Origin of the sequence: Streptomyces sp. NPDC060232 (assembly GCF_042726555.1) — a bacterium.
Classification (GTDB): Bacteria; Actinomycetota; Actinomycetes; order Streptomycetales; family Streptomycetaceae; genus Streptomyces.
Genome location: NZ_JBHXAG010000006.1, coordinates 236,633 through 256,231 on the forward strand (window position 1 = coordinate 236,633; position 19,599 = coordinate 256,231).

Annotated in this window: 20 protein-coding genes; 8 read left to right on the plus strand and 12 right to left on the minus strand. The window is 72.8% G+C overall.

What is annotated here, in order from left to right; all coding sequences use genetic code 11:
* The first annotated feature begins 139 nt into the window (after positions 1–139).
* Positions 140–1,258, plus strand: coding sequence for a nucleotide disphospho-sugar-binding domain-containing protein (locus tag ACFWFZ_RS12240; RefSeq protein ID WP_387120489.1), 1,119 nt, complete (start codon positions 140–142; stop codon positions 1,256–1,258).
* A gap of 39 nt (positions 1,259–1,297) precedes the next feature.
* Here ACFWFZ_RS12240 and ACFWFZ_RS12245 read toward each other — a convergent pair whose 3' ends face one another.
* The 4 genes from ACFWFZ_RS12245 to ACFWFZ_RS12260 form a co-directional block, all read right to left on the minus strand.
* Positions 1,298–2,920 (minus strand): FAD-binding oxidoreductase, encoded by a 1,623-nt coding sequence (locus tag ACFWFZ_RS12245; RefSeq protein WP_387120492.1) that lies wholly within the window; start codon positions 2,918–2,920, stop codon positions 1,298–1,300.
* Complete coding sequence (locus tag ACFWFZ_RS12250) at positions 2,917–4,281, minus strand: activator-dependent family glycosyltransferase (protein ID WP_387120495.1); 1,365 nt, start codon at positions 4,279–4,281, stop codon at positions 2,917–2,919. The genes ACFWFZ_RS12245 and ACFWFZ_RS12250 overlap by 4 nt, the downstream gene beginning before the upstream one ends.
* A 50-nt stretch (positions 4,282–4,331) precedes the next feature.
* A complete protein-coding gene (locus ACFWFZ_RS12255; RefSeq protein WP_387120498.1) occupies positions 4,332–5,549 on the minus strand; it encodes a methyltransferase domain-containing protein in 1,218 nt (405 codons plus the stop codon).
* A gap of 91 nt (positions 5,550–5,640) precedes the next feature.
* Positions 5,641–6,843, minus strand: a complete 1,203-nt coding sequence (locus ACFWFZ_RS12260) for an aromatic ring-hydroxylating dioxygenase subunit alpha (protein WP_387120501.1) — start codon at positions 6,841–6,843, stop codon at positions 5,641–5,643.
* A 243-nt stretch (positions 6,844–7,086) separates the two neighbouring features.
* On the opposite strand from ACFWFZ_RS12260, the gene ACFWFZ_RS12265 reads away from it, so the two are divergent.
* The gene (locus tag ACFWFZ_RS12265) at positions 7,087–7,806 is read left to right on the plus strand and encodes a class I SAM-dependent DNA methyltransferase (protein WP_387120504.1); all 720 of its coding nucleotides are present in this window, start codon (positions 7,087–7,089) and stop codon (positions 7,804–7,806) included.
* Positions 7,807–7,829: 23 nt separating this feature from the next.
* Here ACFWFZ_RS12265 and ACFWFZ_RS12270 read toward each other — a convergent pair whose 3' ends face one another.
* The 3 genes from ACFWFZ_RS12270 to ACFWFZ_RS12280 form a co-directional block, all read right to left on the minus strand.
* Positions 7,830–8,087 (minus strand): phosphopantetheine-binding protein, encoded by a 258-nt coding sequence (locus tag ACFWFZ_RS12270; protein ID WP_387120507.1) that lies wholly within the window; start codon positions 8,085–8,087, stop codon positions 7,830–7,832.
* Positions 8,088–8,156: 69 nt separating this feature from the next.
* The gene (locus tag ACFWFZ_RS12275) at positions 8,157–9,095 is read right to left on the minus strand and encodes an NAD-dependent epimerase/dehydratase family protein (protein WP_387120510.1); all 939 of its coding nucleotides are present in this window, start codon (positions 9,093–9,095) and stop codon (positions 8,157–8,159) included.
* Between the two features lie 58 nt (positions 9,096–9,153).
* Positions 9,154–9,591 (minus strand): nuclear transport factor 2 family protein, encoded by a 438-nt coding sequence (locus tag ACFWFZ_RS12280; RefSeq protein WP_387120672.1) that lies wholly within the window; start codon positions 9,589–9,591, stop codon positions 9,154–9,156.
* 189 nt (positions 9,592–9,780) lie between these two features.
* Here ACFWFZ_RS12280 and ACFWFZ_RS12285 point away from each other — a divergent pair, with 189 nt between their 5' ends.
* The 5 genes from ACFWFZ_RS12285 (at position 9,781) to ACFWFZ_RS12305 (ending at position 14,398) form a co-directional block, all read left to right on the plus strand.
* Positions 9,781–10,560, plus strand: coding sequence for a cyclase family protein (locus ACFWFZ_RS12285; protein ID WP_387120513.1), 780 nt, complete (start codon positions 9,781–9,783; stop codon positions 10,558–10,560).
* Between the two features lie 49 nt (positions 10,561–10,609).
* Complete coding sequence (locus ACFWFZ_RS12290; protein ID WP_387120516.1) at positions 10,610–11,320, plus strand: class I SAM-dependent methyltransferase; 711 nt, start codon at positions 10,610–10,612, stop codon at positions 11,318–11,320.
* A gap of 47 nt (positions 11,321–11,367) precedes the next feature.
* Positions 11,368–12,477 carry a DegT/DnrJ/EryC1/StrS family aminotransferase gene (locus tag ACFWFZ_RS12295; RefSeq protein WP_387120519.1) on the plus strand — a complete coding sequence of 370 codons (1,110 nt, stop codon included), beginning with the start codon at positions 11,368–11,370 and terminating at the stop codon, positions 12,475–12,477.
* Between the two features lie 47 nt (positions 12,478–12,524).
* On the plus strand, positions 12,525–13,487 hold the full coding sequence (locus ACFWFZ_RS12300; RefSeq protein WP_387120522.1) for a Gfo/Idh/MocA family protein: 963 nt from the start codon (positions 12,525–12,527) through the stop codon (positions 13,485–13,487).
* 161 nt (positions 13,488–13,648) lie between these two features.
* A complete protein-coding gene (locus ACFWFZ_RS12305) occupies positions 13,649–14,398 on the plus strand; it encodes a hypothetical protein (RefSeq protein WP_387120524.1) in 750 nt (249 codons plus the stop codon).
* Between the two features lie 93 nt (positions 14,399–14,491).
* On the opposite strand, the gene ACFWFZ_RS12310 is transcribed toward ACFWFZ_RS12305, so the two are convergent.
* The 3 genes from ACFWFZ_RS12310 to ACFWFZ_RS12320 all read right to left on the minus strand — a co-directional run bounded on the left by ACFWFZ_RS12310 (position 14,492) and on the right by ACFWFZ_RS12320 (position 17,255).
* Complete coding sequence (locus tag ACFWFZ_RS12310; RefSeq protein WP_387120527.1) at positions 14,492–15,307, minus strand: ABC transporter permease; 816 nt, start codon at positions 15,305–15,307, stop codon at positions 14,492–14,494.
* On the minus strand, positions 15,304–16,326 hold the full coding sequence (locus tag ACFWFZ_RS12315; protein ID WP_387120675.1) for an ATP-binding cassette domain-containing protein: 1,023 nt from the start codon (positions 16,324–16,326) through the stop codon (positions 15,304–15,306). Before ACFWFZ_RS12315 ends, ACFWFZ_RS12310 begins: the two co-directional genes overlap by 4 nt.
* A gap of 149 nt (positions 16,327–16,475) precedes the next feature.
* Positions 16,476–17,255 (minus strand): VOC family protein, encoded by a 780-nt coding sequence (locus ACFWFZ_RS12320; RefSeq protein ID WP_387120530.1) that lies wholly within the window; start codon positions 17,253–17,255, stop codon positions 16,476–16,478.
* Between the two features lie 235 nt (positions 17,256–17,490).
* Here ACFWFZ_RS12320 and ACFWFZ_RS12325 point away from each other — a divergent pair, with 235 nt between their 5' ends.
* On the plus strand, positions 17,491–18,486 hold the full coding sequence (locus ACFWFZ_RS12325) for a nucleoside hydrolase (protein ID WP_387120678.1): 996 nt from the start codon (positions 17,491–17,493) through the stop codon (positions 18,484–18,486).
* Here the strand turns inward: ACFWFZ_RS12325 and ACFWFZ_RS12330 are convergent.
* Positions 18,444–19,040, minus strand: a complete 597-nt coding sequence (locus ACFWFZ_RS12330; protein WP_387120533.1) for a DUF5133 domain-containing protein — start codon at positions 19,038–19,040, stop codon at positions 18,444–18,446. The two genes, ACFWFZ_RS12325 and ACFWFZ_RS12330, sit on opposite strands and share 43 nt — an antisense overlap.
* 203 nt (positions 19,041–19,243) lie before the next feature.
* Complete coding sequence (locus ACFWFZ_RS12335; RefSeq protein WP_387120536.1) at positions 19,244–19,519, minus strand: isoamylase early set domain-containing protein; 276 nt, start codon at positions 19,517–19,519, stop codon at positions 19,244–19,246.
* Between the last annotated feature and the right edge of the window lie 80 nt (positions 19,520–19,599).

Sequence of the window (19,599 nt, forward strand, 5' to 3'; positions counted from 1 at the left end):
GCCGGGTGTCGAAAGACGCTCGAAGGGTGTGTTCAACAAGGCTCCGTGAGCCTTCAAGGACGCGGGGGGAAGGTGGCACCACCACCCGGGAGGAGGGCGGCGCGGCCACCCCACCCCTTTCATGAGGCGAGGAGTCCCCATGCGCGTACTGTTCGTCAACTCCCCAGGGCTGGGGCACATCTTCCCGTCCGTGCCCCTGGCGCACGCGCTGACCGCGGCAGGCCACGACGTGCTGTTCGCCCAGGGCGGTGACGTCGGCGCGGTGGCCGCGGCGGGCGTCCACGTCGTCGATCTGACCCCCGGACTCGACTACGCGACGGTGTTCCGGCCCGAGGAGATCGACTTCAGCGTCGACGGCGGGGACGAGTTCGTCGCCGCGCTGTTCGCCAGGGTGTCGGGCGTCACCGTCGACCGGCTGCTGGAGGTGGCCCGCGGCTGGTCCCCGGACCTGATCGTCCATTCGCCGCTCCAGGGCGCGGGCCCGCTGGCGGCGGGTGCGATCGGCGTGCCCGCCGTGTCGGTGGTCACCGGTCCCGCCGACAGTGCGCCGCGCATCGCCGGCCTGTTGCGCGATCACATGAAGGAGCACTACGTGCGGCACGGTGTCGCACCGGTGCCGCCGCCCGGATTCCGGCTCAACTCGATGCCGCCGAGCCTGCTGGAGCTGCTCCCGGAGCGGGTGCGGGCGGACGACGACGTGCCGTTCCGCTACGTGCCCTTCAACGGCAACGGCGAACTGCCCGGCTGGCTTCTGGAGCCGCCGCGCCGGCCCAGGATCGCGGTCACGCTCGGGTCGATCGCCGGGCTGTGGGGCGGTCTCGCCGTGCTGGCACCGCTCGTCGCCGCGGCGGCCGGCACGGACGCGGAGTTCGTCCTCACCCTCGGCGGCGGCGATCCGTCGCTGCTGGGCGAACTGCCGCCCAACGTCCGCACGGTGGACTGGCTCGCCCTGGGGCCGCTGCTGAGAACCTGTCACGGGCTGATCCACCACGGCGGGTCGGGTACGTCGGCGGTGGCGATGGCCATGGGCGTGCCCCAGTGCGTGATGCCGCTCAGCCCGGACCAGAAGGACAACGAGCGGGCCCTCGTCGAGCGGGGCATCGCCATCGGGACCTCGGCGGGTGCCGTCGGAGCGGCGGAGTTCCGGGCGCTGCTGGAGGACGACGGGATGCGGGCGGCCGCGGCCGGGGTACGCGACGAGGCGACGGCGATGCCGTCCCCCGCCGCGCTCGTCGGGCGCCTGCAGTCCCTGGTGTGAGGGGTCGCGGGCGCGCGGGCCGCGGGCGCCTGCGGCGCGTCAGCGGCCCGGCGGCCGGACCGACAGCGCGTGGCGGAAGACGTCCGCCGGGTCCCAGCGGGCCTTGACCTGCTGGAGCCTGGGGTAGTTGTCCCGGTAGTAGAAGGTGTGCCAGGGCACTCCGGAGGTGTTCCAGCGGGGGTCGGCCAGGTCGACGTCCGGGTAGTTGACGTAGGCCCCGCCGTTGGCGGCGCCGGGTACGGGGACGCCCCCGGTGTCGGCGTACACGTCCCGGTACAGGCCGCGCACCCAGGCGAGTTGCTCGTCACCTGAGATCCCGGGCCACCAGGACGTCTCGTACGAGGCGCTGAAGAGGCTGTCCCGGTGGGGGATCGCCGTCGCGGCCGCCGGGACCGTGTTGATCCTGCCGCCGAGGGTGGAGAGGTACACGGCCGAGCCCTGGTGCTCACCGCCGGAACTGGTCAGATAGCGGTGCAGGGTCCGGATCTGGGTCTCCGTCCAGGCCTTGCGCAGAAGCGCGGCCTTGGACTTGAAGGGGTACCGGCCGCCCGCGTAGGGGTCGGCGGTCAGGGTGGACTTCAGCCACAGCGCGGTGGCCTGTTCGGCCTCGTGCCGCACCCCGGTGCCGGCGGTGACGGCCGCGGCGTACTCGTCGAGCAGCTTCGCGCCGTGCGGCAGGGCTCCGTCCACGGTGGCCACGAGCGTGAACCGGCCCGCGGCCTGGTGGTTGAGGATCAGCCAGGCGCTGAGGGGTGCGTAGCGGGAGGCCACCCCGGACTCCTTCTCGTGCCAGGCGCCGTGGTTGCGCAGGATCCGTACGAAGGACGCCTCGGCCATGTCGGCCCACGACCAGCCGATGGTGACGGAGCGGATCGTGGCCGGGGGCCGGGGCAGCAGGGCCGTGGGGTCGTTGCCGCGCGCGTCGGGCGAGCGCATCAGATAGCGGGTGACGATGCCGAAGTTGCCGCCTCCGCCGCCGGTGTGGGCCCACCACAGGTCGTGGTGGGGGTCGGCGGGGTCCCGGGTGGCGGTGACCAGGCGGGCCCGGCCCGGGCGGTCGGCGACGACGACCTCGACGCCGTGCAGGTGGTCGGCGACGAAGCCGTGGTGGCGCGAGAGGCCCCCGTATCCGCCGCCGGCGATGTGGCCGCCGGCGCCGACGCTCGGGCAGGCGCCCGCCGGGACGGTCACTCCCCAGCCGAGGTAGAGGGTCCGGTACACCTCGCCGAGCGTCGCGCCGGACGCGATGGCGAAGGCGTTGTGCCGCGGGTCGTAGTGCACGGACTTCATCTCGGAGACGTCGACGACGACCTGGACGGCCGGGTCGTCGACGAAGTCCTCGAAGCAGTGTCCGCCGCTGCGGACGGCGATCCGCCGGCCCGTCCGCAGGGCGTCGTCCACCGCGGCGACCACCTGGTCGGCGCGGTGGACGAGGCGTACGGACTCCGGCCGGCCGGAGAACCTTCCGTTGTAGCCCCGGGCGATCAGCTCCTCGTAGCGGGGGTCGCCCGGGCGTATGTCCTTGGGCGGGGGCACCGGGAAGCAGCCGGCGGCTGCGGTGTCCGCCGCCGCGGCCGCTCCCGTGCCGGCCGTGGCGAGCGCCGCGGCGCCGCCGGCCGCGACGCCGCCCGCGATGAATCCGCGGCGCGATAGGTCCTTCACTGCCACTCTCCCTGTCGTTCGTACGGTCGTCGCCCGGCGAGCTCTTCGAGGACGGGTACGACGGAGCCGGGCGCCGGCATGTCCCTCGACTCCCCGCGGAGCCGGGCGGCCGCCCGGGCGAAGGACGGCTCCTCCAGCAGCCTCGTGATCAGGCCGCGCAGCATCGCGGCGTCGGCCTTCTCGGGCTGTGCGACCCGGATGCCGGCTCCGCGCTCCTGCAGCAGGCGTGCCTTGTGGTCGGTGTCCCACACCCCGTCGGGCAGGATCAGTTGGGGCACCCCGCAGCTCAGCGCCGTGTTGAAGGTGCCCGCTCCACCGTGGTGGATCACCGCGGAGCAGCTGGGGAGCAGGGTCTCCAGCGGTACGAAGTCCACGACGCGGACGTTGTCCGGCACGTCGGTGACGGACGCGAGCTGGGCCTCGTTCAAGGTGGCGACCACCTCGGCGTCGAGCCCGGCCACGGCGGCGAGCACCTCGCCGAGGGGGACCCGGTCGGCTCCGAGCAACTCGCGGTGCGAGACCCCGAGCGTGAGGCAGACGCGCCTGCGCGCCTGCGGCTCGCGCAGCCAGTCCGGGAGGACGGAGCTGCCGTTGTGGGGGGTGCACCGCATCGGTATCCGGTCCGGCCCGTCCAGGAGGCGCAGGGAGGGCGGGAGCGGGTCGATGGTGCGCTGCCCGACGACGAGTTCCTCGCCGAACTCCCCGCCGTGGCGCCGCACGGTCTCACCCAGCCACTCCTCCATCGGGTCCTCCCGCTGCCGCGGGGGCAGCCGGCGCACGGCGTCGAGGTAGGGCCGGCGCATCCGGCCGATGAGGTCCAGGCCGAACAGGAGCCGGACGTGGGCCGCGCCGACGGCCCGGGCGGCGACGGGACCCGCGAAGGTCAGCGGGTCCCAGACGACCAGGTCCGGCCGCCACCAGCGGGCGTGGCGCACCAGGTCGTCGATCATCGCGGGTGCGGAGTACTGCTGGAACACCTGGGTGGTCATGGCGGTGAAGACTCCGTGCATGTACTCGTACGTCAGCTTCCGCGGACGGATCTCGGTCATGTCCGTCCAGTACGCGTACCGCTCGGCGAGGGCCCGGTAGTCGTCCGCGCCGGCTGCCTCCTCCCAGGCTCCGGGGTCGTGCTCCGTGCCGTCGCCGGACCCGTCGTGCTGCTCGTACGACTCCATCTGGGCCGCCACGTCGAGCGCGGCTCCGGCCGTCACGGCGGTCAGGCCGGTGCGGGTGATGTCGTCGGCGAGGTCGGGCTGGCCGGCCATGTGGACCTCGTGGCCGGCCGCCCGCAGTGCCCAGGCCAGCGAGACCTGGGCGAACAGATGGGACTTCGCTGTGTGAGTGGTGAACAGGACCCGCATCGGGGCACCCTTCCTCGTCCGGCGTGGTCGCAGCGGGGGCGCGGGCGCGCTCAGAGCACGCGGACGTCCGGGACGTAGCGGATCCACTTGCCGCCCGAGGCCCGGAACTGCTGCTCCTTGGCGATGATCTCCTCGGCGTGGTTCCAGGCGAACAGCACGGCGTAGTCGGGGTAGGGGTTCTCGAAGTCGGACCGGGACCGGACCGGGATGTGCGAGCCCGGTGTCAGCCGCCCCTGCTTGTTCGGGGTGGTGTCGGAGATGAAGGAGACCAGGTCGGGCCCGATGCCGCAGTAGTTGGCGACCGTGGCGCTCTTGGCCGTGGCCCCGTACCCGACGACCGTACGGCCCTCGTCGCGCAGCCGGCTCAGCAGCGCGACCAGTTCGTCCCGGGCCCGCTCCACGCGGGCCACGAAGCCCTGGAGGGTGGCGAGGTCCGACAGCCCGCGCAGGCGCTCCTGCCCCAGCAGTTCCGCGACCGCGGGCGAGGGGGTGCGCCGGCCGGCGCGGGCGATGGTGTAGCGGACCTCTCCGCCGTGCACGGGGAGCCGTTCCACGTCGACCAGTTCGAAGCCGAACCGCTCGACCATGGCGCTCACGGAGGAGACGGAGAAGAAGTAGTAGTGCTCGTCGTAGATCTGGTCGAAGGAGGCGAGGTCGACGATGTCGGCGAGGTAGGGGTCCTCGAAGACGAACACCCCGTCCGGAGCGAGCAGTTCGTCCACTCCGCGGAAGATCGAGTCCAGGTAGGGGATGTGGCAGACGGTGTTGGCCGCGAAGATGACCTGTGCGTGGCCCTCCTCCTTGCGGATGTCGGCGGCCGTCGACTCCTGGAAGAACTCGGTGGCGACGCGGATGCCCTGGCGCCGCGCGATGTCGGCCACGCTCTGCGAGGGTTCGACGCCCAGGTGGCGGACTCCGGCCTCGGCGAGGGCGCGGAGCATGACACCGTCGTTGCAGCCGAGTTCGACGAGGAAGGCGTCCTTCCCGGCGAGTTCGGTCTCCAGGAAGCGCCGGGCGGTCTCCTCGAAGTGCCGGCGCATGACGGAGGACCCGGACGACAGGTACGGGTAGTGGCTGTTGAACATCAGGTGGCGGGGAACTTCCTCGGTGAGCTGGACCATGGTGCAGTCGCCGCAGACGCCGACGGCCAGCCGGAAGAAGAACTCGTCGCCGAGGTACTCGGGCTCCAGGAGCCCGCTGGAGAGCGGTTGCTGTCCGAAGTCGATGAACTCGTGCAGCCGACCGCGGCAGATCCGACAACTGAGCACGATGGGTGTCCTCTTCTTCCTTGAGTGGCTTCCTTGGGTGGCCGGCTGGGGTAGGCCTGCCGGGGATGGCAGTGACCGGCCGTCGGGGGGCTCACAGGCCTCCCGGCCAGTCGTCGTCGGCGCGCAGCAGGGCCCGCGCCAGGTTCTGGTAGAAGGCCACGACGCCCGGTTCCTTGGGGCTCAGGTGGCCGCGTGCGGCGAAGCGGGATCCGACCGCGCGCTGGACCGCCTCCAGGCCCGTGCGGTCCTCGCTGTTGATCATCCCTGCGTATGTCTCGGCCTGGCGGCGCATCTCGTCGGGGTCGGCGCCCTCCAGCGCGGCGCGCGGCACGAGAATGCCGCCGCGGACCAGCGTCCGGTCGATCGTCCGCGGGACGAGGCTGAGCCAGATGACCATCTCGCCCGCCGCCGCCAGGCTCGCCGCGGGGAAGACGAAGATGCCGTACAGGTGGGCCTTCTCCGCGTCGGTCAGCGGCAGGACGTAGGCCTCCTGCGGCTCGGTGAACGGGACGAGCAGGCGCAGCGCCCACGGGGAGTCGACCCGCACGTCGGTGTCGGACCCGCCCGGCGTCGACTGCTGGAGGGTCTCTGGGTGGAAGCCCATGACGTGGTAGTTCTCGTGGGCGTTCTCGACGGCGACCTTCCAGTTGCACGCCCACTCCTCGCTCCAGGAGCCGAGCTGCGCCATCTCGTCGAGCCGGTAGTTGGCCAGGTCGCCGGAGACGCGCTTCAGTTCGGGAGCGAGGGGGGCCGCGGCCGCGTCGAGGTTCACGTACACGAAGCCGTGCCATTCCTCGACGGCGAAGGCGGGCAGGCGGCAGTTCTCCGGGTCGAAGTCCGGGTTCTTCCGCATGTGGGTCGCGCCGATGAGCCGGCCGTCGAGTGCGTACCGCCAGAGGTGGTACGGACAGGTGAAGGAGTCGGCCCGGCCGGCGGCGCCGGGTTCCACGAGTGGCATCATCCGGTGCCGGCAGACCGGTGACATCCCGTGGAGGACGCCGTCCGCGTCGCGGGTGACCACGACCTGCTCGCCCGCGACGTCGACGCAGACGTAGCTGTTCGGCTCGGCGAGTTCGTCGCGGTGCGCGACGAGCACCCACGAACGTCCGAAGACCCGGGTGCGTTCGAGCTCGTACAGCTCGGGCGAGGTGAACGCGCGCGGCGGCAGACTGAGCTGGGGTGCCTGGTCCAGGTAGCCGCGCAGTACGTCCAGCAGCCCGGCGAGCTCCGCCGACGGGGAACCGGCGCCGGCACGCTCGTCGGCGGTCCGGTCTGTGCTCGTTGCTGTGCTCACGGTGGGACTCCAACCTGTGCCGCGGGTCCGTGGTGCCCCGACCCTGGCAGGGGGGCTTCGAACCCCGCTCGACAGCGGGGCCCGGGTCCGCGAGCGCCCCAGGGGCCCCGAGCGTCCAGCCGGTCTCCGGCGTTCTTCTAGGTCCTGTCGTCAAAGTGGCGTCGGTCGCGCCGGACCCCTGTCCCCAACCCTGCGCCCGTCGCCGTCGCCGGCGCCGGCGGGCGCCCGTCGAGCGAGGTCGCCGTGTACGGAGCCGAACTGGCCGAGGTCTACGAGCTCATCCACCGCAGCCGCGGCAAGGACTACCTCCAGGAGGCTGCCGAGGTGGCGCGACAGGTGCGGGCGCGCAGGCCGGACGCCGCCGCCCTGCTCGACGTGGCCTGCGGTACCGGGGCCCACCTGCGCTGCTTCGACGAGCTGTTCGACGAGGTGGCCGGGCTGGAGCTGTCCGAGCCGATGGCCCGCTTCGCGCGGGCGGCGCTGCCGCACGTGCCCGTGCACGTGGGCGACATGCGGGACTTCGAGCTCGGCCGCACCTACGACGTCATCACGTGCATGTTCGGCTCGATCGGCTACCTGCTGACCCAGGAGGCGCTGGTCGACGCGCTGCGCCGGTTCGCGCGGCATCTGACGCCCGGCGGGGTGGTGGCCGTCGACCCGTGGTGGTTCCCCGAGACGTACCTGCACGGGCATGTCGCGGGCAGCACGGTGACCGTCGGGGAGCGGACCGTGTCCCGGGTCTCCCACTCGGTGCGGGAGGGGGCCGCTTCGCGGATGGACGTGCACTATCTCGTCGCCGACGGCGCCTCGGGCGTACGGCACTTCCACGAGACGCACCTGATCGGCCTGTTCTCGCAGGAGCGGTACGAGGCCGCGTTCGAGGCCGCCGGTTTCCGCGTCGACTACGTCCCGGTCGCGCCCGCCGGCCGCGGCCTCTTCGTCGGCGTCCCGTCCGCCGGCTGATCCGGCGAACGGGACGGCGGGGTTCAAGGCCGCTGGACCAGCTGCTCGTTGGCCTGGTCCAGGAACTGGTTCAGCGTCTTGATGCGGGTCTCCGCGTCCGGCATGCCGATGGAGTACCTCCGCTCGACCTGGCTGATCGCCTCCAGCAGGGCGAGCGAGTCGTAGCCGAGGACGCCCAGTTCGACGTCGCCGACGTCCTCACCGTCCAGACCGGCGCCGTCCGGCTCGCCCGCGCACTCCCGGAAGATCTCGACCAGTACCGGCAGGGTCAGTTCACTCATCACGCGTACCTCTCTCCGATCGTGGGGAAGTGGGCGCCCGCCGACGGGCGCCCGGGGTGGCGGCCGGGCTCAGCCCGCCGCCTTCCACATGTCGTGCAGGGAGTCGCTCAGCCCGATGGCCGGGCGCCAGCCCAGCACCCGCTCCGCGCGCCGGATGTCGGCCTTGGTCCAGCCGCCGCCCTTGCTCTCGACCGCCCCGCCGGTCTCCTCGACCGTCCCGGGCGGGAATCCCGCCGCCTCGACCAGGGTCGTGACCAGTTCGCGCATCGTGGGAGCCTCACCGCGTCCGATGTTGAACACGGTGCCGGATGCCGCCGTGTCCGCGGCCAGCAGGACCGCCGAGGCGACGTCGCGCACGTCGACGTAGTCGCGTGCCGCGTCGGCGATCACCAGCTCCAGCCGCTCCCCCGGCGTCAGTGCGCGCAGGCGGTTCAGCACGGTGCCCAGGAAGCTCGCCTCCGACGGGTGCGGACCGCACACGTTGACCGGGCGCAGCACGACCCCGTCGACGTCCCCGGCCCGGGCCGCCTCCAGTACGGCCCGCGACCCGGCCAGTTTCGTACGGGCGTACGGGGTGGTCGGCTCCGGTGTCACCGACTCGTCGATGCCGTCGGGGTCCGGGGGCACGAATCCGTACTCGTGGATGCTGCCGACGTGGACGACGCGGGGGCGGGTGGGCAGCTGTGCGGCGGCGGCGAGCATCCGCTCCACCAGCCGCACGTGGGCGTGGTGCATCGCCTCCTCCGTCACCACCCATCCGCCCGTGGCGTTGACGAGGACCTCCACGTTCCGCTCGGCGAGGAGTCCGGCGATGTCCCGCGGATCGGCCGCCGCCACGTCCAGTGGGACGAAGGGGTGCCGGGCGGTGTGCGGGGCCGGGCGCCGGGCCACGCCGAGGACCTCGTGGCCGGCGCGCGCGAACGCCGCGGCCACCTGCCGGCCGATGGTGCCGGTCGCGCCCAGCACGGCGACCGTACCGGGCCTTCTCACGTCACGCGGAGTCGCCACCGCGTCCTCCCTTCCTGGCTGTCTCCCGTCGTCACGGCGGGTCCCGGCGGCGTCGCGGTCACGGGCGTCGGTCATCACGGGTGACGCGGCGTTCGCGCACCTTCAGTGCGCCGTCCACCCGCACCAGCACGTCGTCGCACACGCACATCAGGTGCAGCCGGGGGCTGCCGCCCTGCGGCGTGGCGATGATCTGCGCGTACGAACGGACGCTCAGGGAGCCGTCGTCGCGCGGCCGGACCGACACCATGCCGAGCAGGTGCCGGTGCACCTCGCCGGCCTCGGCCAGCACCGCGGCGGCCTTGTCGACCCCCGCGGCCAGCGCGGCCCGGCCGACGACGGGCTCGGGCAGCGAGGGCGGCGCGAAGGATCCGTCCTCGGTGAAGGTCCGCGCCCAGCCCTCGCCGTCGCCGGCGTCCAGCAGGTGCATGTGATCGGCGTAGAACTGCTGCACTTCGGCATAAAGGGCATCGAACGACGACGAGGTTCCCGTCCGCATTGCCACCGCGTCCTCCTCACGCTGGTCCCGTTCGGGGCGAACGGGCGCACCCGCGAACGATTCCCGACGCCCTTCGACATCGGCTCGAACGTGACGCGCGGGAGCCGAGTGAGGCTTGAGCGCTTCTCCGCCGGCCCGGAGCACGATCGGCTCGTCGGTGCGAGCGGTTTCGGTGCGTAGGAGGTCCGTGTGCGGTTGATCGACCTGTCGTCGGCGGTGGATGCCGCGGCCTACGAGCCGGATCCGGTGGTGCACGAGGTGTTGACGCCCCGTCAGGGTGCGGAGCACATGAGCGCGGAGATGCGTACGCACTTCGGGCTGGAGTTCTCCCCGGAGGAACTGCCCGACGGGGAGTTCCTCTCGCTCGACCGGATCACCCTGACCTCGCACACCGGCACGCACGTCGACGCGCCGTCGCACTACGGCTCCCGGGCCGGGTACGGCGACGGTGTGCCGCGGCACATCGACCGGATGCCGTTGGAATGGTTCTGCCGGCCGGGGATCGTGCTCGACCTCACGGACGCGCCGACCGGTGCCGTCGGGGCCGGGCGGCTGGAGAAGGAGTTCGAGCGGATCGGCCGGACCCCGGCGCCGATGGACATCGTCCTGCTGCGCACCGGGGCCTCGGCGCGGGCGGGCACCCCGGAGTACTTCACCGAGTTCGCCGGGCTGGACGGGCCGGCGGTGAACCTGCTGCTGGACCTGGGGGTGCGGGTGATCGGTACGGACGCGTTCAGCCTGGACGCCCCGTTCACCGACACCATCGAGCGCTACCGGCGCACGGGTGACCGCTCGGTGCTGTGGCCGGCCCACTTCGCCGGGCGGGAGCGCGAGTACTGCCAGATCGAGCGCCTGGCGAACCTGGACGCCCTGCCCGCCCCGTACGGGTTCACCGTCGTCTGCTTCCCCGTGAAGATCGCGGGCGCGGGCGCGGGCTGGACCAGGGCCGTCGCCATGGTCGACGGGTGACCCCGCTCCGAAGGACACCGGCCTCGACACCGACACCGACAGGAGAGAGATGTACGGACAGGAGCTGGCGGAGGTCTACGAGATCTTCTACCGCAGCCGGGGCAAGGACTGGCCGGCGGAGGCGGCCCATGTCACGGACCTCGTACGGGCACGGTGCCCGGGCGCGGACTCCCTGCTCGACGTGGCGTGCGGCACCGGAGCCCATCTGGAGACCTTCGGAAAGCTGTTCAAGCACACCGAGGGCCTGGAGATCGCCGCGCCCATGCGGGAGCTGGCCCACCGGCGGCTGCCCGCGGTGACGGTCCACCCCGGTGACATGCGCGCGTTCGGCCTCGGCCGGGCCTTCGACGCGGTCGTGTGCATGTTCTGCGCCATCGGCTACCTGGGCACCGTCGCCGACCTGCGGGACGCGGTGCGGTCGATGGCCCGGCACGTACGCCCCGGCGGGGTGCTCGTCATCGAGCCGTGGTGGTTCCCCGAGGACCATGTGGAGGGGTACGTCGCGGGCGACCTCGGCCGGGAGAACGGCCGCACGGTGGCGCGGATCTCGCACTCGACGCTCCAGGGGCGCGCGACCCGGATGGAGGTGCGGTTCCTGGTCGGCGACAGCTCCGGCATCCGGGAGTTCACCGAGGTCGACGTCCTGACCCTGTTCACCAAGGAGGAGTACCTCGCGGCGTTCGCCGACGCGGGGTGCACCGTCGAGTACCTGCCCGGCGAACCGACCGGCCGCGGTCTGTTCGTCGGTGTACGGCAGTAGGGCCCAGCCGGCGCGTGCCGGAGACGAGCGGAGACAGGGACTCAGCCATGACCACCTACGTATGGGACTACCTGCGCGAGTACGAGAACGAGCGGGAGGACATCCACGACGCCGTCGAGACCGTGCTGCGGTCGGGACAGCTCGTGCTCGGCGCCAGCGGGCGCGGCTTCGAGGAGGAGTTCGCCGCCTACCACGGGGTCGGGCACGCGGTGGGCGTCGACAACGGCACCAACGCGATCAAACTGGGTCTCCAGGCGATCGGCGTGAAGCCCGGCGACGAGGTGATCACGGTCTCGAACACCGCCGCGCCCACGGTGGTGGCGATCGACTCCGTGGGGGCCACGCCCGTCTTCGTCGACGTGGACCCCGACACCTACCTGATGGACGTCGAGCAGGTGTCGGCGGCCGTCACCGAACGCACCAGGTGTCTGCTCCCCGTCCACCTGTACGGCCAGTGCGTGGACATGACGGCGCTCCGGGCCCTGGCGGACGAGCACGGCCTGCTGGTCATGGAGGACTGCGCGCAGGCGCACGGAGCCCGCCGGAACGGACGCCTCGCCGGGACCTGGGGGGCCGCGGCCGGGTTCTCCTTCTACCCCACCAAGGTACTGGGGGCCTACGGCGACGGCGGCGCCGTCATCACCTCGGACCCCGGCGTGGACGCCGCCCTGCGGCGGCTGCGGTACTACGGCATGGAGGAGCGCTACTACGTGGTGCAGACGCCGGGGCACAACAGCCGCCTGGACGAGCTGCACGCGGAGATCCTGCGCCGCAAGCTGCGCAGGCTCGACGACTACGTCGAGGGCCGGCGGGCGGTGGCCCGGCGGTACGCCGAGGGCCTCGCCGGCACCGGGCTGGTCCTGCCGTCGACGGCGCCGGGCAACGACCACGTGTACTACGTCTACGTGGTCCGCCATCCGCGGCGCGACGCGATCATCGAGGCGCTGAGGGCCTATGACATCCAGCTCAACATCAGCTACCCGTGGCCGGTCCACACCATGACGGGCTTCGCCCACCTCGGATACGCCAAGGGGTCGCTGCCCGTCACCGAGTCGGCGGCCGGGGAGATCTTCTCGCTGCCCATGTACCCCTCGCTGGACCCGGCAGTACAGGACAAGGTGATCGGCGCACTCCACGACGTGCTGGCCACGCTGTGAGTCCTGTCCCCGCGGGACGGGACGGGGCCGGCGGACGCCGGGTCCGCATGGGCGTGCTCGGATGCGCGGACATCGCGCTGCGCCGGATGCTCCCGGCCATCGCGGCGGCCGAGTCGGCCGAGCTCGTCGCGGTGGCCAGCCGGGACGCCGCCAAGGCCCGGCGGGCGGCGGCCCGGTTCGGGTGCGCCGGGGTCAAGGGCTACCGGACGCTGCTGGAGCGCGACGACATCGACGCGGTGTACGTCCCGCTCCCGCCCGCGCTCCACTTCGAGCAGGTGGCCGAGGCGCTGCGGGCCGGAAAGCACGTGCTGTGCGAGAAGCCGCTGTGCACGACCCACGCGGAGGCCGCCGAGCTGATGGAGCTGGCACGGCGGCACCGCCGGATCCTCGCCGAGAACTTCATGTTCCTGCACCACTCCCAGCACGCCGGGGTCCGCTCGCTCGTCGAGTCGGGTGCCATCGGCGCTCTGGAGGTGCTCTCCGGTTCCTTCGGCGTGCCGCCCCTGGATCCCACGGGTTTCCGGTACGCGCCCTCGCTCGGCGGCGGCGCGCTGCTGGACGTCGGCGTCTATCCGCTGCGCACGGCGCAGATGTACCTGTCCGGCGAGCCGGAGGTGCTGGCGGCCACCCTCCGGGTGGACGACGCGACCGGGGTGGACGTGGCGGGCACGGCTCTGCTGTGCGCCCCCGACGGCGTCGCGGCGCAGCTGGAGTTCGGCTTCCGGCACTCCTACCGGTCGCGCTACGCGCTGTGGGGCGGCGCGGGGCGGATCTCGGTGGAGCGGGCGTACACGCCGCCGGAGGTGCTCAAGCCCGTGGTCCGGCTCCGGCAGCAGGACCGGCTGACCGAGCTGGCGATGCCCGCGGACGACCAGGTGCGCAACGCACTGGCCGCGTTCACCGCCGCCGTCCTGTCCGGCGGGGACGGTCCGGTCGGCGAGGCGGAGTCGCTCCTGCAGGCCAGGCTGGTCGAGGACGTCCGGAAGGTCGCCAGGATCGTCAGCGGCTGAACCACGGCCGACGGCCCCGGGCCCCGGGGTGGCGGGGCCGGGCCGGCGCCCGGGCTGCGGCGGCCGCGGCGCGGACCTACGCTGATCGGGTGAGCGGCTGCGCCGGAAGGCGGGGGAACACCCGTCGTCGTCCGGCGGCGGCCCGAGGGAGGTGACGCCCGATGTCCGCACCCCGGGCAGCGTCCGCGGTCCGCCGAGCGGCTGCGGGAACGGCCTGTCTGATCGTGTTCGCGGGCGCCGGCACCGGCTCCGCCCTGGCCGACGACAACGGGATGGCCGACAAGAGCGCGCAGGCCGTCGCCGACGCGTCCCGCAAGGCCATGTCGGAGGTCACGAGCATGCGCATGGTGGCCGAGGTGACCGAGAAGGCCGGCATCACCGCTCTGGACATCCGGTTCGACGAGGCGGGCAACTGCGTCGGCTCCGTCACGCCTCCCGGCGGCTCGGGCAAGGCCGACGTGATCAAACGCGGCAACGACGTGTGGATGAAGCTCGATGACGAACTGCTGCGGGCCCAGGTACCGGGCGGCGCGGCCGAGGACGCGATCGCCCTCATCAACGGCCGCTACCTGCACGGCACCACGGACAACATCATGCTGCGCGATTTCGCCCAGTTCTGCGATCTCGACTACTTCAAGAGGGAGTTCTCCTCGAAACCGGTGAACGAGCAGCTGAAGAAGGGCTCGACCACCACCGTCGACGGCCGTCCGGCCATCACGGTGACCGGAAAGCGCGGCGGTGACACGGGCACCTACGAGGTGTCGACGCAGGACGAGCCGTACCTCCTGCGCATCCAGGGTGCCAAAGCCTCCGGCGAGCGCGTGGAGGCCACCTTCTCCGCCTTCGACGAGCCCGTCCGGCCCCGGCCCCCCGCGCCCTCCGACACGGTCGACCTGTCCACGCTCCAGTAGCACCCCCCGCCGTCGCGGCGGCGTTCCACGCGCCGTGCTGGGCTGGGAACCCGTCGTCGGACCGGCCCCCGAAAGCCGTCGGGGGCGAGCCCGTCAGACCCGGGAGCGGTAGGCCCGCATCGCCAGGGGTGCGAAGACGAGGGCGATGCCCGCGGCCCAGATCAGGGACCACATGATCGGCTCGCCGGCGGGGGTGCCGAGCAGCAGCCCGCGGAAGGCGTCCGACAGCTGGGTGACGGGGTTGACGTTCACCCAGGCCTGGAGCCAGCCGGGCATCGTCTCGACCATCACGAAGGCACTGCTCGTGAAGGTGATCGGGAAGATCAGCGTGAAGGCGAAGACCTGTACCTTCTCCGCGTCCCCGGCCAGCATCCCGATCAGTACGGCCGTCCACGACATGGCCGCGGCGAAGATCAGGAGCAGGAGCAGCCCGCCGGCGAAGCCGGCGACACCGCCGGTGATGTCGAAGCCCAGCAGGGTGCCCAGGGCGATCATCAGGAGCATCGCCCAGAGCTGTTTGGCCAGGTCGGCGGTGATGCGTCCGAGGAGTGGCGCCGAGCGGGCGATGGGCAGGCTGCGGAGGCGGTCGAAGACCCCCTTGGTGAGGTCGGTGTTCAACGCCATGGCCGTGTACATGCTCATGAAGAGCGTGTTCTGGACGATGATCCCCGCGAGCGCGTACTGGAGGTACGCCTCGGGGGACCCCGCCATCTGCCCGCCGAAGACGTACGTGAAGAGGAAGACGAACATGATCGGCGAAATGCTGTAGTCGACGAGCTCCAGCGGATTGTGCTTGACCGAGACCAGGCTGCGCCAGGCGAGCGTCGCGGTCTGGCGCAGGGCTGCCAGGGGGCCCACCCTGCCGCTGCCGGCGAGGGGGCCGGCCACGGGTGCGGAGGCGGTGGTCATGACAGGCTCCCGGCGGTCGCGTACTGCTCGTCGTCACCGTCACCGTCACCTTCACTGACACCGTCGCCGTCGCCCGCCGCCGTCTGCGGCTGCGCCCGGTGGCCGGTCAGGACCATGAAGACCTCGTCGAGGGACGAGCGCCGCAGGGTCAGCTCGGCCACCGCGATGCCCGCCTGGTCCAGTCGGCGGACCACGCCGGGCAGGAGCTCCGGGTCCTTCACGGGCACGGTGATCTCGTCGCCCTCGATCTTGGCCAGGGGACCCGCCGCCTCGGTGAGCAGGGCGTGCGCCGCGGCGAGGTCGCCGGGGCGGGCCGGCCGCAGCTGCAGCACCTGGCCGCCGACCTGCGCCTTCAGCTCGTCGGGCGTGCCGCCGGCGATGACCCTGCCCTTGTCGATCACGACGATGCTGTCGGCCAGCCGGTCCGCCTCGTCCAGGTACTGCGTGGTCAGCAGCACCGTGACCCCTTCCGCCACGAGGACGCGCAGCATGCCCCAGACCTCACCGCGGCTGTGCGGGTCGAGTCCGGTGGTGGGCTCGTCGAGGAAGAGGATCTGCGGCCGTCCCACCAGGCTCGCCGCGAGGTCGAGGCGTCGTCGCATGCCGCCCGAGTACGTCTTGGCGGCCCGGCCCGCCGCCTCGCGCAGCTGGAAGCGGTCGAGCAACTCGGCGCCCCGGGCCCTGGCCGCGCCGCGCGGCATGCCGAGCAGCCGCCCGATCATCAGCAGGTTCTCCGTGCCGGTCAGGTTCTCGTCGACGGCGGCGTACTGTCCCGTGAGGCCGATCATCGAACGGACCCGGCCCGCCTGCCGGACGACGTCGTACCCGGCGACCTCGGCGCGGCCCTCGTCCGGCTGGAGGAGGGTGGCGAAGATGCGGACCGCGGTCGTCTTGCCCGCGCCGTTGGGACCGAGCAGGCCGAGGACGCTGCCGGCGGGCACCTGGAGGTCCACGCCGGCCAGTGCACGAGTCTGCTTGAACCGCTTCGCCAGGCCTTCGGCCCGGATCGCGTACTGCATGGAGATCACCCCGGACGAGAGGTAGGTGCCGACACTCCCCTCAACTGTGACGCACACCACTGACATTGTCCGGCCGGGCCGACGGCCCGCGCGGCCGGGGGCGGGGCCGGGAGGGTGGGGCGGAGGAGGTTCGCCGGACCCGACCTGGTTCAGTCGACGGCCTCGCTGACGGTGAAGAGGGCCCCGGTCCGGTCCCGGAGGGTCACCCGGCGGTCCGTCGGGGAGGACCGTACGGGGGTCACGGCGGCGCCGCCGTGCCGGACCGCACGGTCGACGGCGCCGTCGAGGTCGGCCACGGCGAAATGGACGTGCCAGCGGGGCCGGACCTGCGGATCGGGGGCGTTCTCCACGGCTCCCGCGTCGATGCGCGCGACGGTCCGGCTGTCCCGGCGGACCACCACGTGGTCGTGTTCGTAGGCGACGTCGCAGCATCCGGGCCGGTCGCAGGCCCAGTCGAGGACCTCCCCGTAGAACAGCGCGGCGGCGAACGCGTCGCGGGTGCGGAGCTCGACCCAGACCGCCGCGTCCTCCTGGCCGGCGTGCCATTCCCGGATGAGCTCACCCTCCCAGAAGCCGAAGACCGCTCCGGACGGGTCGGCGGCCAGCGCGGCCCTGCCGGTGGCGAAGGCGAGCGGCCCCACCGCCATCGTCCCGCCCCGCTCACGGACGCGGGCGGACGTCACCTCCGCGTCGTCGACGGCGAAGTACGGCGTCCACGCGGTCGGCACGCCGAGCCTCGGGGCGAGCGCGCCGACGGAGGCGACGGGCCGGCCGTCCAGCAGCGCGACGCGGAAGTCCTCGCCGAGCCGGGTGGCACGGAACGTCCAGCCCAGCACCCCGGCGTAGAACTCCTCCGCCTCGGCGAGAGCGGGGGCGGTGAGGTTGACCCAGCAGGGCACACCGAACACGTCACGACTGCTCGCGGTCATCGCACCGCTCCTCCGATCGCCGCCCCGGCATCCTGTCCCGTCGCAGGGCGGGTGCCCCACCGGACCCACTCCTAACACAAACGGACGAAACGGACCATTCTGTGCGGCGCCGGGCTCCCGGGTGCGCACACTGGACCCGGTGGCCGACCAGGTGGCCGCCCAGGTGGCCCGCGCCGCGGAGGCGGCGGCCGGAGGAAAGGCGTCCGTCTTGAGCGTTCCCGTTCCCGTTCCCGCCGTGCCCGTCCCTGCCCCCGTCCCCGTCGTCATCGACTGCGATCCGGGACACGACGACGCCCTCGCGATCCTTCTCGCCGCGGGTGACCCGGCGGTGGACCTGCTGGCCGTCACCACGGTGGCGGGCAACCAGACCGTGGAGAAGACCACCCTGAACGCCCTGCGGGTGTGCACCGTCGCCGGCATCACCGGCGTCCCGGTCGCCGCCGGGTGCCCGGGACCGCTGGTGGAGCCGCTGCGGGTCGCCGAGGACGTGCACGGGGTGTCGGGGCTGGACGGCCCCCGCTTCCCCGAGCCGTCCCTGGCCCCCGAACCCGAGCACGCGGTGGAGCTGCTGCGGCGGATCCTGGCCGGGCACCCGGAGCCGGTCACCCTGGTGCCGACGGCGCCCCTGACGAACATCGCCCTGCTGCTGACCCGCCACCCCGAGCTGGCGGGCCGGATCAGGGAGATCGTCCTGATGGGCGGGTCCACGGACCGGGGGAACCGCACCCCGGCCGCCGAGTTCAACATCCACACCGATCCGGAGGCCGCGGACATCGTCTTCCGCAGCGGCGTACCGGTGACCATGTGCGGGCTGAACGTCACCCATCAGGCCCTCGCGACGCCCGAGGTCGTCGCCCGTTTCGAGGCCCTGGACACGGACCTCGGGCGGACCTGCGCCGAGCTGCTGGGCTTCTTCGCGGGAACCTACCGGCGACTGTGGGGTTTCCCAGCGCCCCCGGTGCACGACCCGGTCGCGGTCGCCCGGGTCATCGACCCGGGGCTGGTCACCTGCGTGGACGCGCACGTGGCCGTGGAACTCCACGGCCGACACACGCGCGGGGCGACCGTGGTGGACCTGCACGGCACGCTGGGGCTGCCTGCCAACGCCCGGGTCGCCGTCGGTCTGCGTGCCGACCTGTTCTGGGACCGGATGTTGGCGGCCGTGGCGACGCTGGGCGGCGGCGCGGATCAGGCGGGGCCGCCCGGCGCCGCGTACGGGGGAAGCCGGTGAGCGGCCACCCGCTCCTCGGCGGCCATCAGGGCGCTGTGGGCGCCCCGCTGTCCCATCAGGACGCACAGCGTGTACGCGGCGTCCTCAAGCGCGGCGCGCAGCGCGGGGTCGTGGGGCGCGGCCAGCGTACGGCGGCGCATGGCCCGCAGGTGGTTCAGGTGCCGGCGCAGAACGTCCGGGGACGGCAGGAGCGTTCCCGGGGTGGGGGGTGAAGGGGACTGCGGGCAGCGGGCGTGCCCGATCTCCGCGCGCAACGCCCGCTCGCAGTCCGGGTCCACGTCCCCCGGGCAGGCGCGCGTCGCGATGACGGTGCGCGCCATGAGCTGGAGCGTGACCCCCGCCGCCCGCGCGGCGTCGCCGAGGACGCGCCGGGCGCTCTCCGCGGTGCAGGGGACCAGGGCCATCACCATGCCGGTCGCACCGGCGAGCGCGGCCAGGGCCGCGGCGTCGTCGGCCTCCACCTCCGTGCCCGCGTCCACGTCCACGCCCGGGCACCCGTCCGCTACGACGGCTCCGCCTACCGTGCGGCGGTGGCCCGCCGGGCTCTGCATCATCCGTCCGCTCCTCGGGGCTGCTCCGGGTGGATGCCGCTGTGTAGCACCTGCGGACGGGCGGGCGGCGCGTACACGCGGGCAACGGGGAGCGGATCCCCCGATGTGGGGATTCCCGGGGCCCTGCGTTGACCTCGGCCGGGGCGCGCCAACGCTCCGCAGCGGCGGGCGTGCCGGTGCGGAGCGTGCCGCTCAGCGGGTGGACGTCAGGTGTTCAGGCGGCTGTTGGCGCCGTCGTGCCCGTCGGCGGCCGCGTCGTTGAACCAGTAGTCGCCGGCGGCGAGGTAGCGGAAGGAGTGCGTGGCCTTGGCGGGCAGCGCGACGGTCACCGCCCGCATGCCGTCGGGCCGGGGTTGGAGTACGTGGGCGCCCGGCTGCCAGCCGTTGAACGTACCCACGACACTGACGGGGCCGGGCGGGTCGCCCCCGGGCAGCACGAAGGTGACGTCGGTGGTGTTCTTGCGACGCTGTCTTTCCAGCATGAAGTGCTCCTTCTGCGTCTGGGACGGCCCCACTCGCGGGAAGTCTCCTGACGACCCCCCACCGCCCCCGCCCACGACCC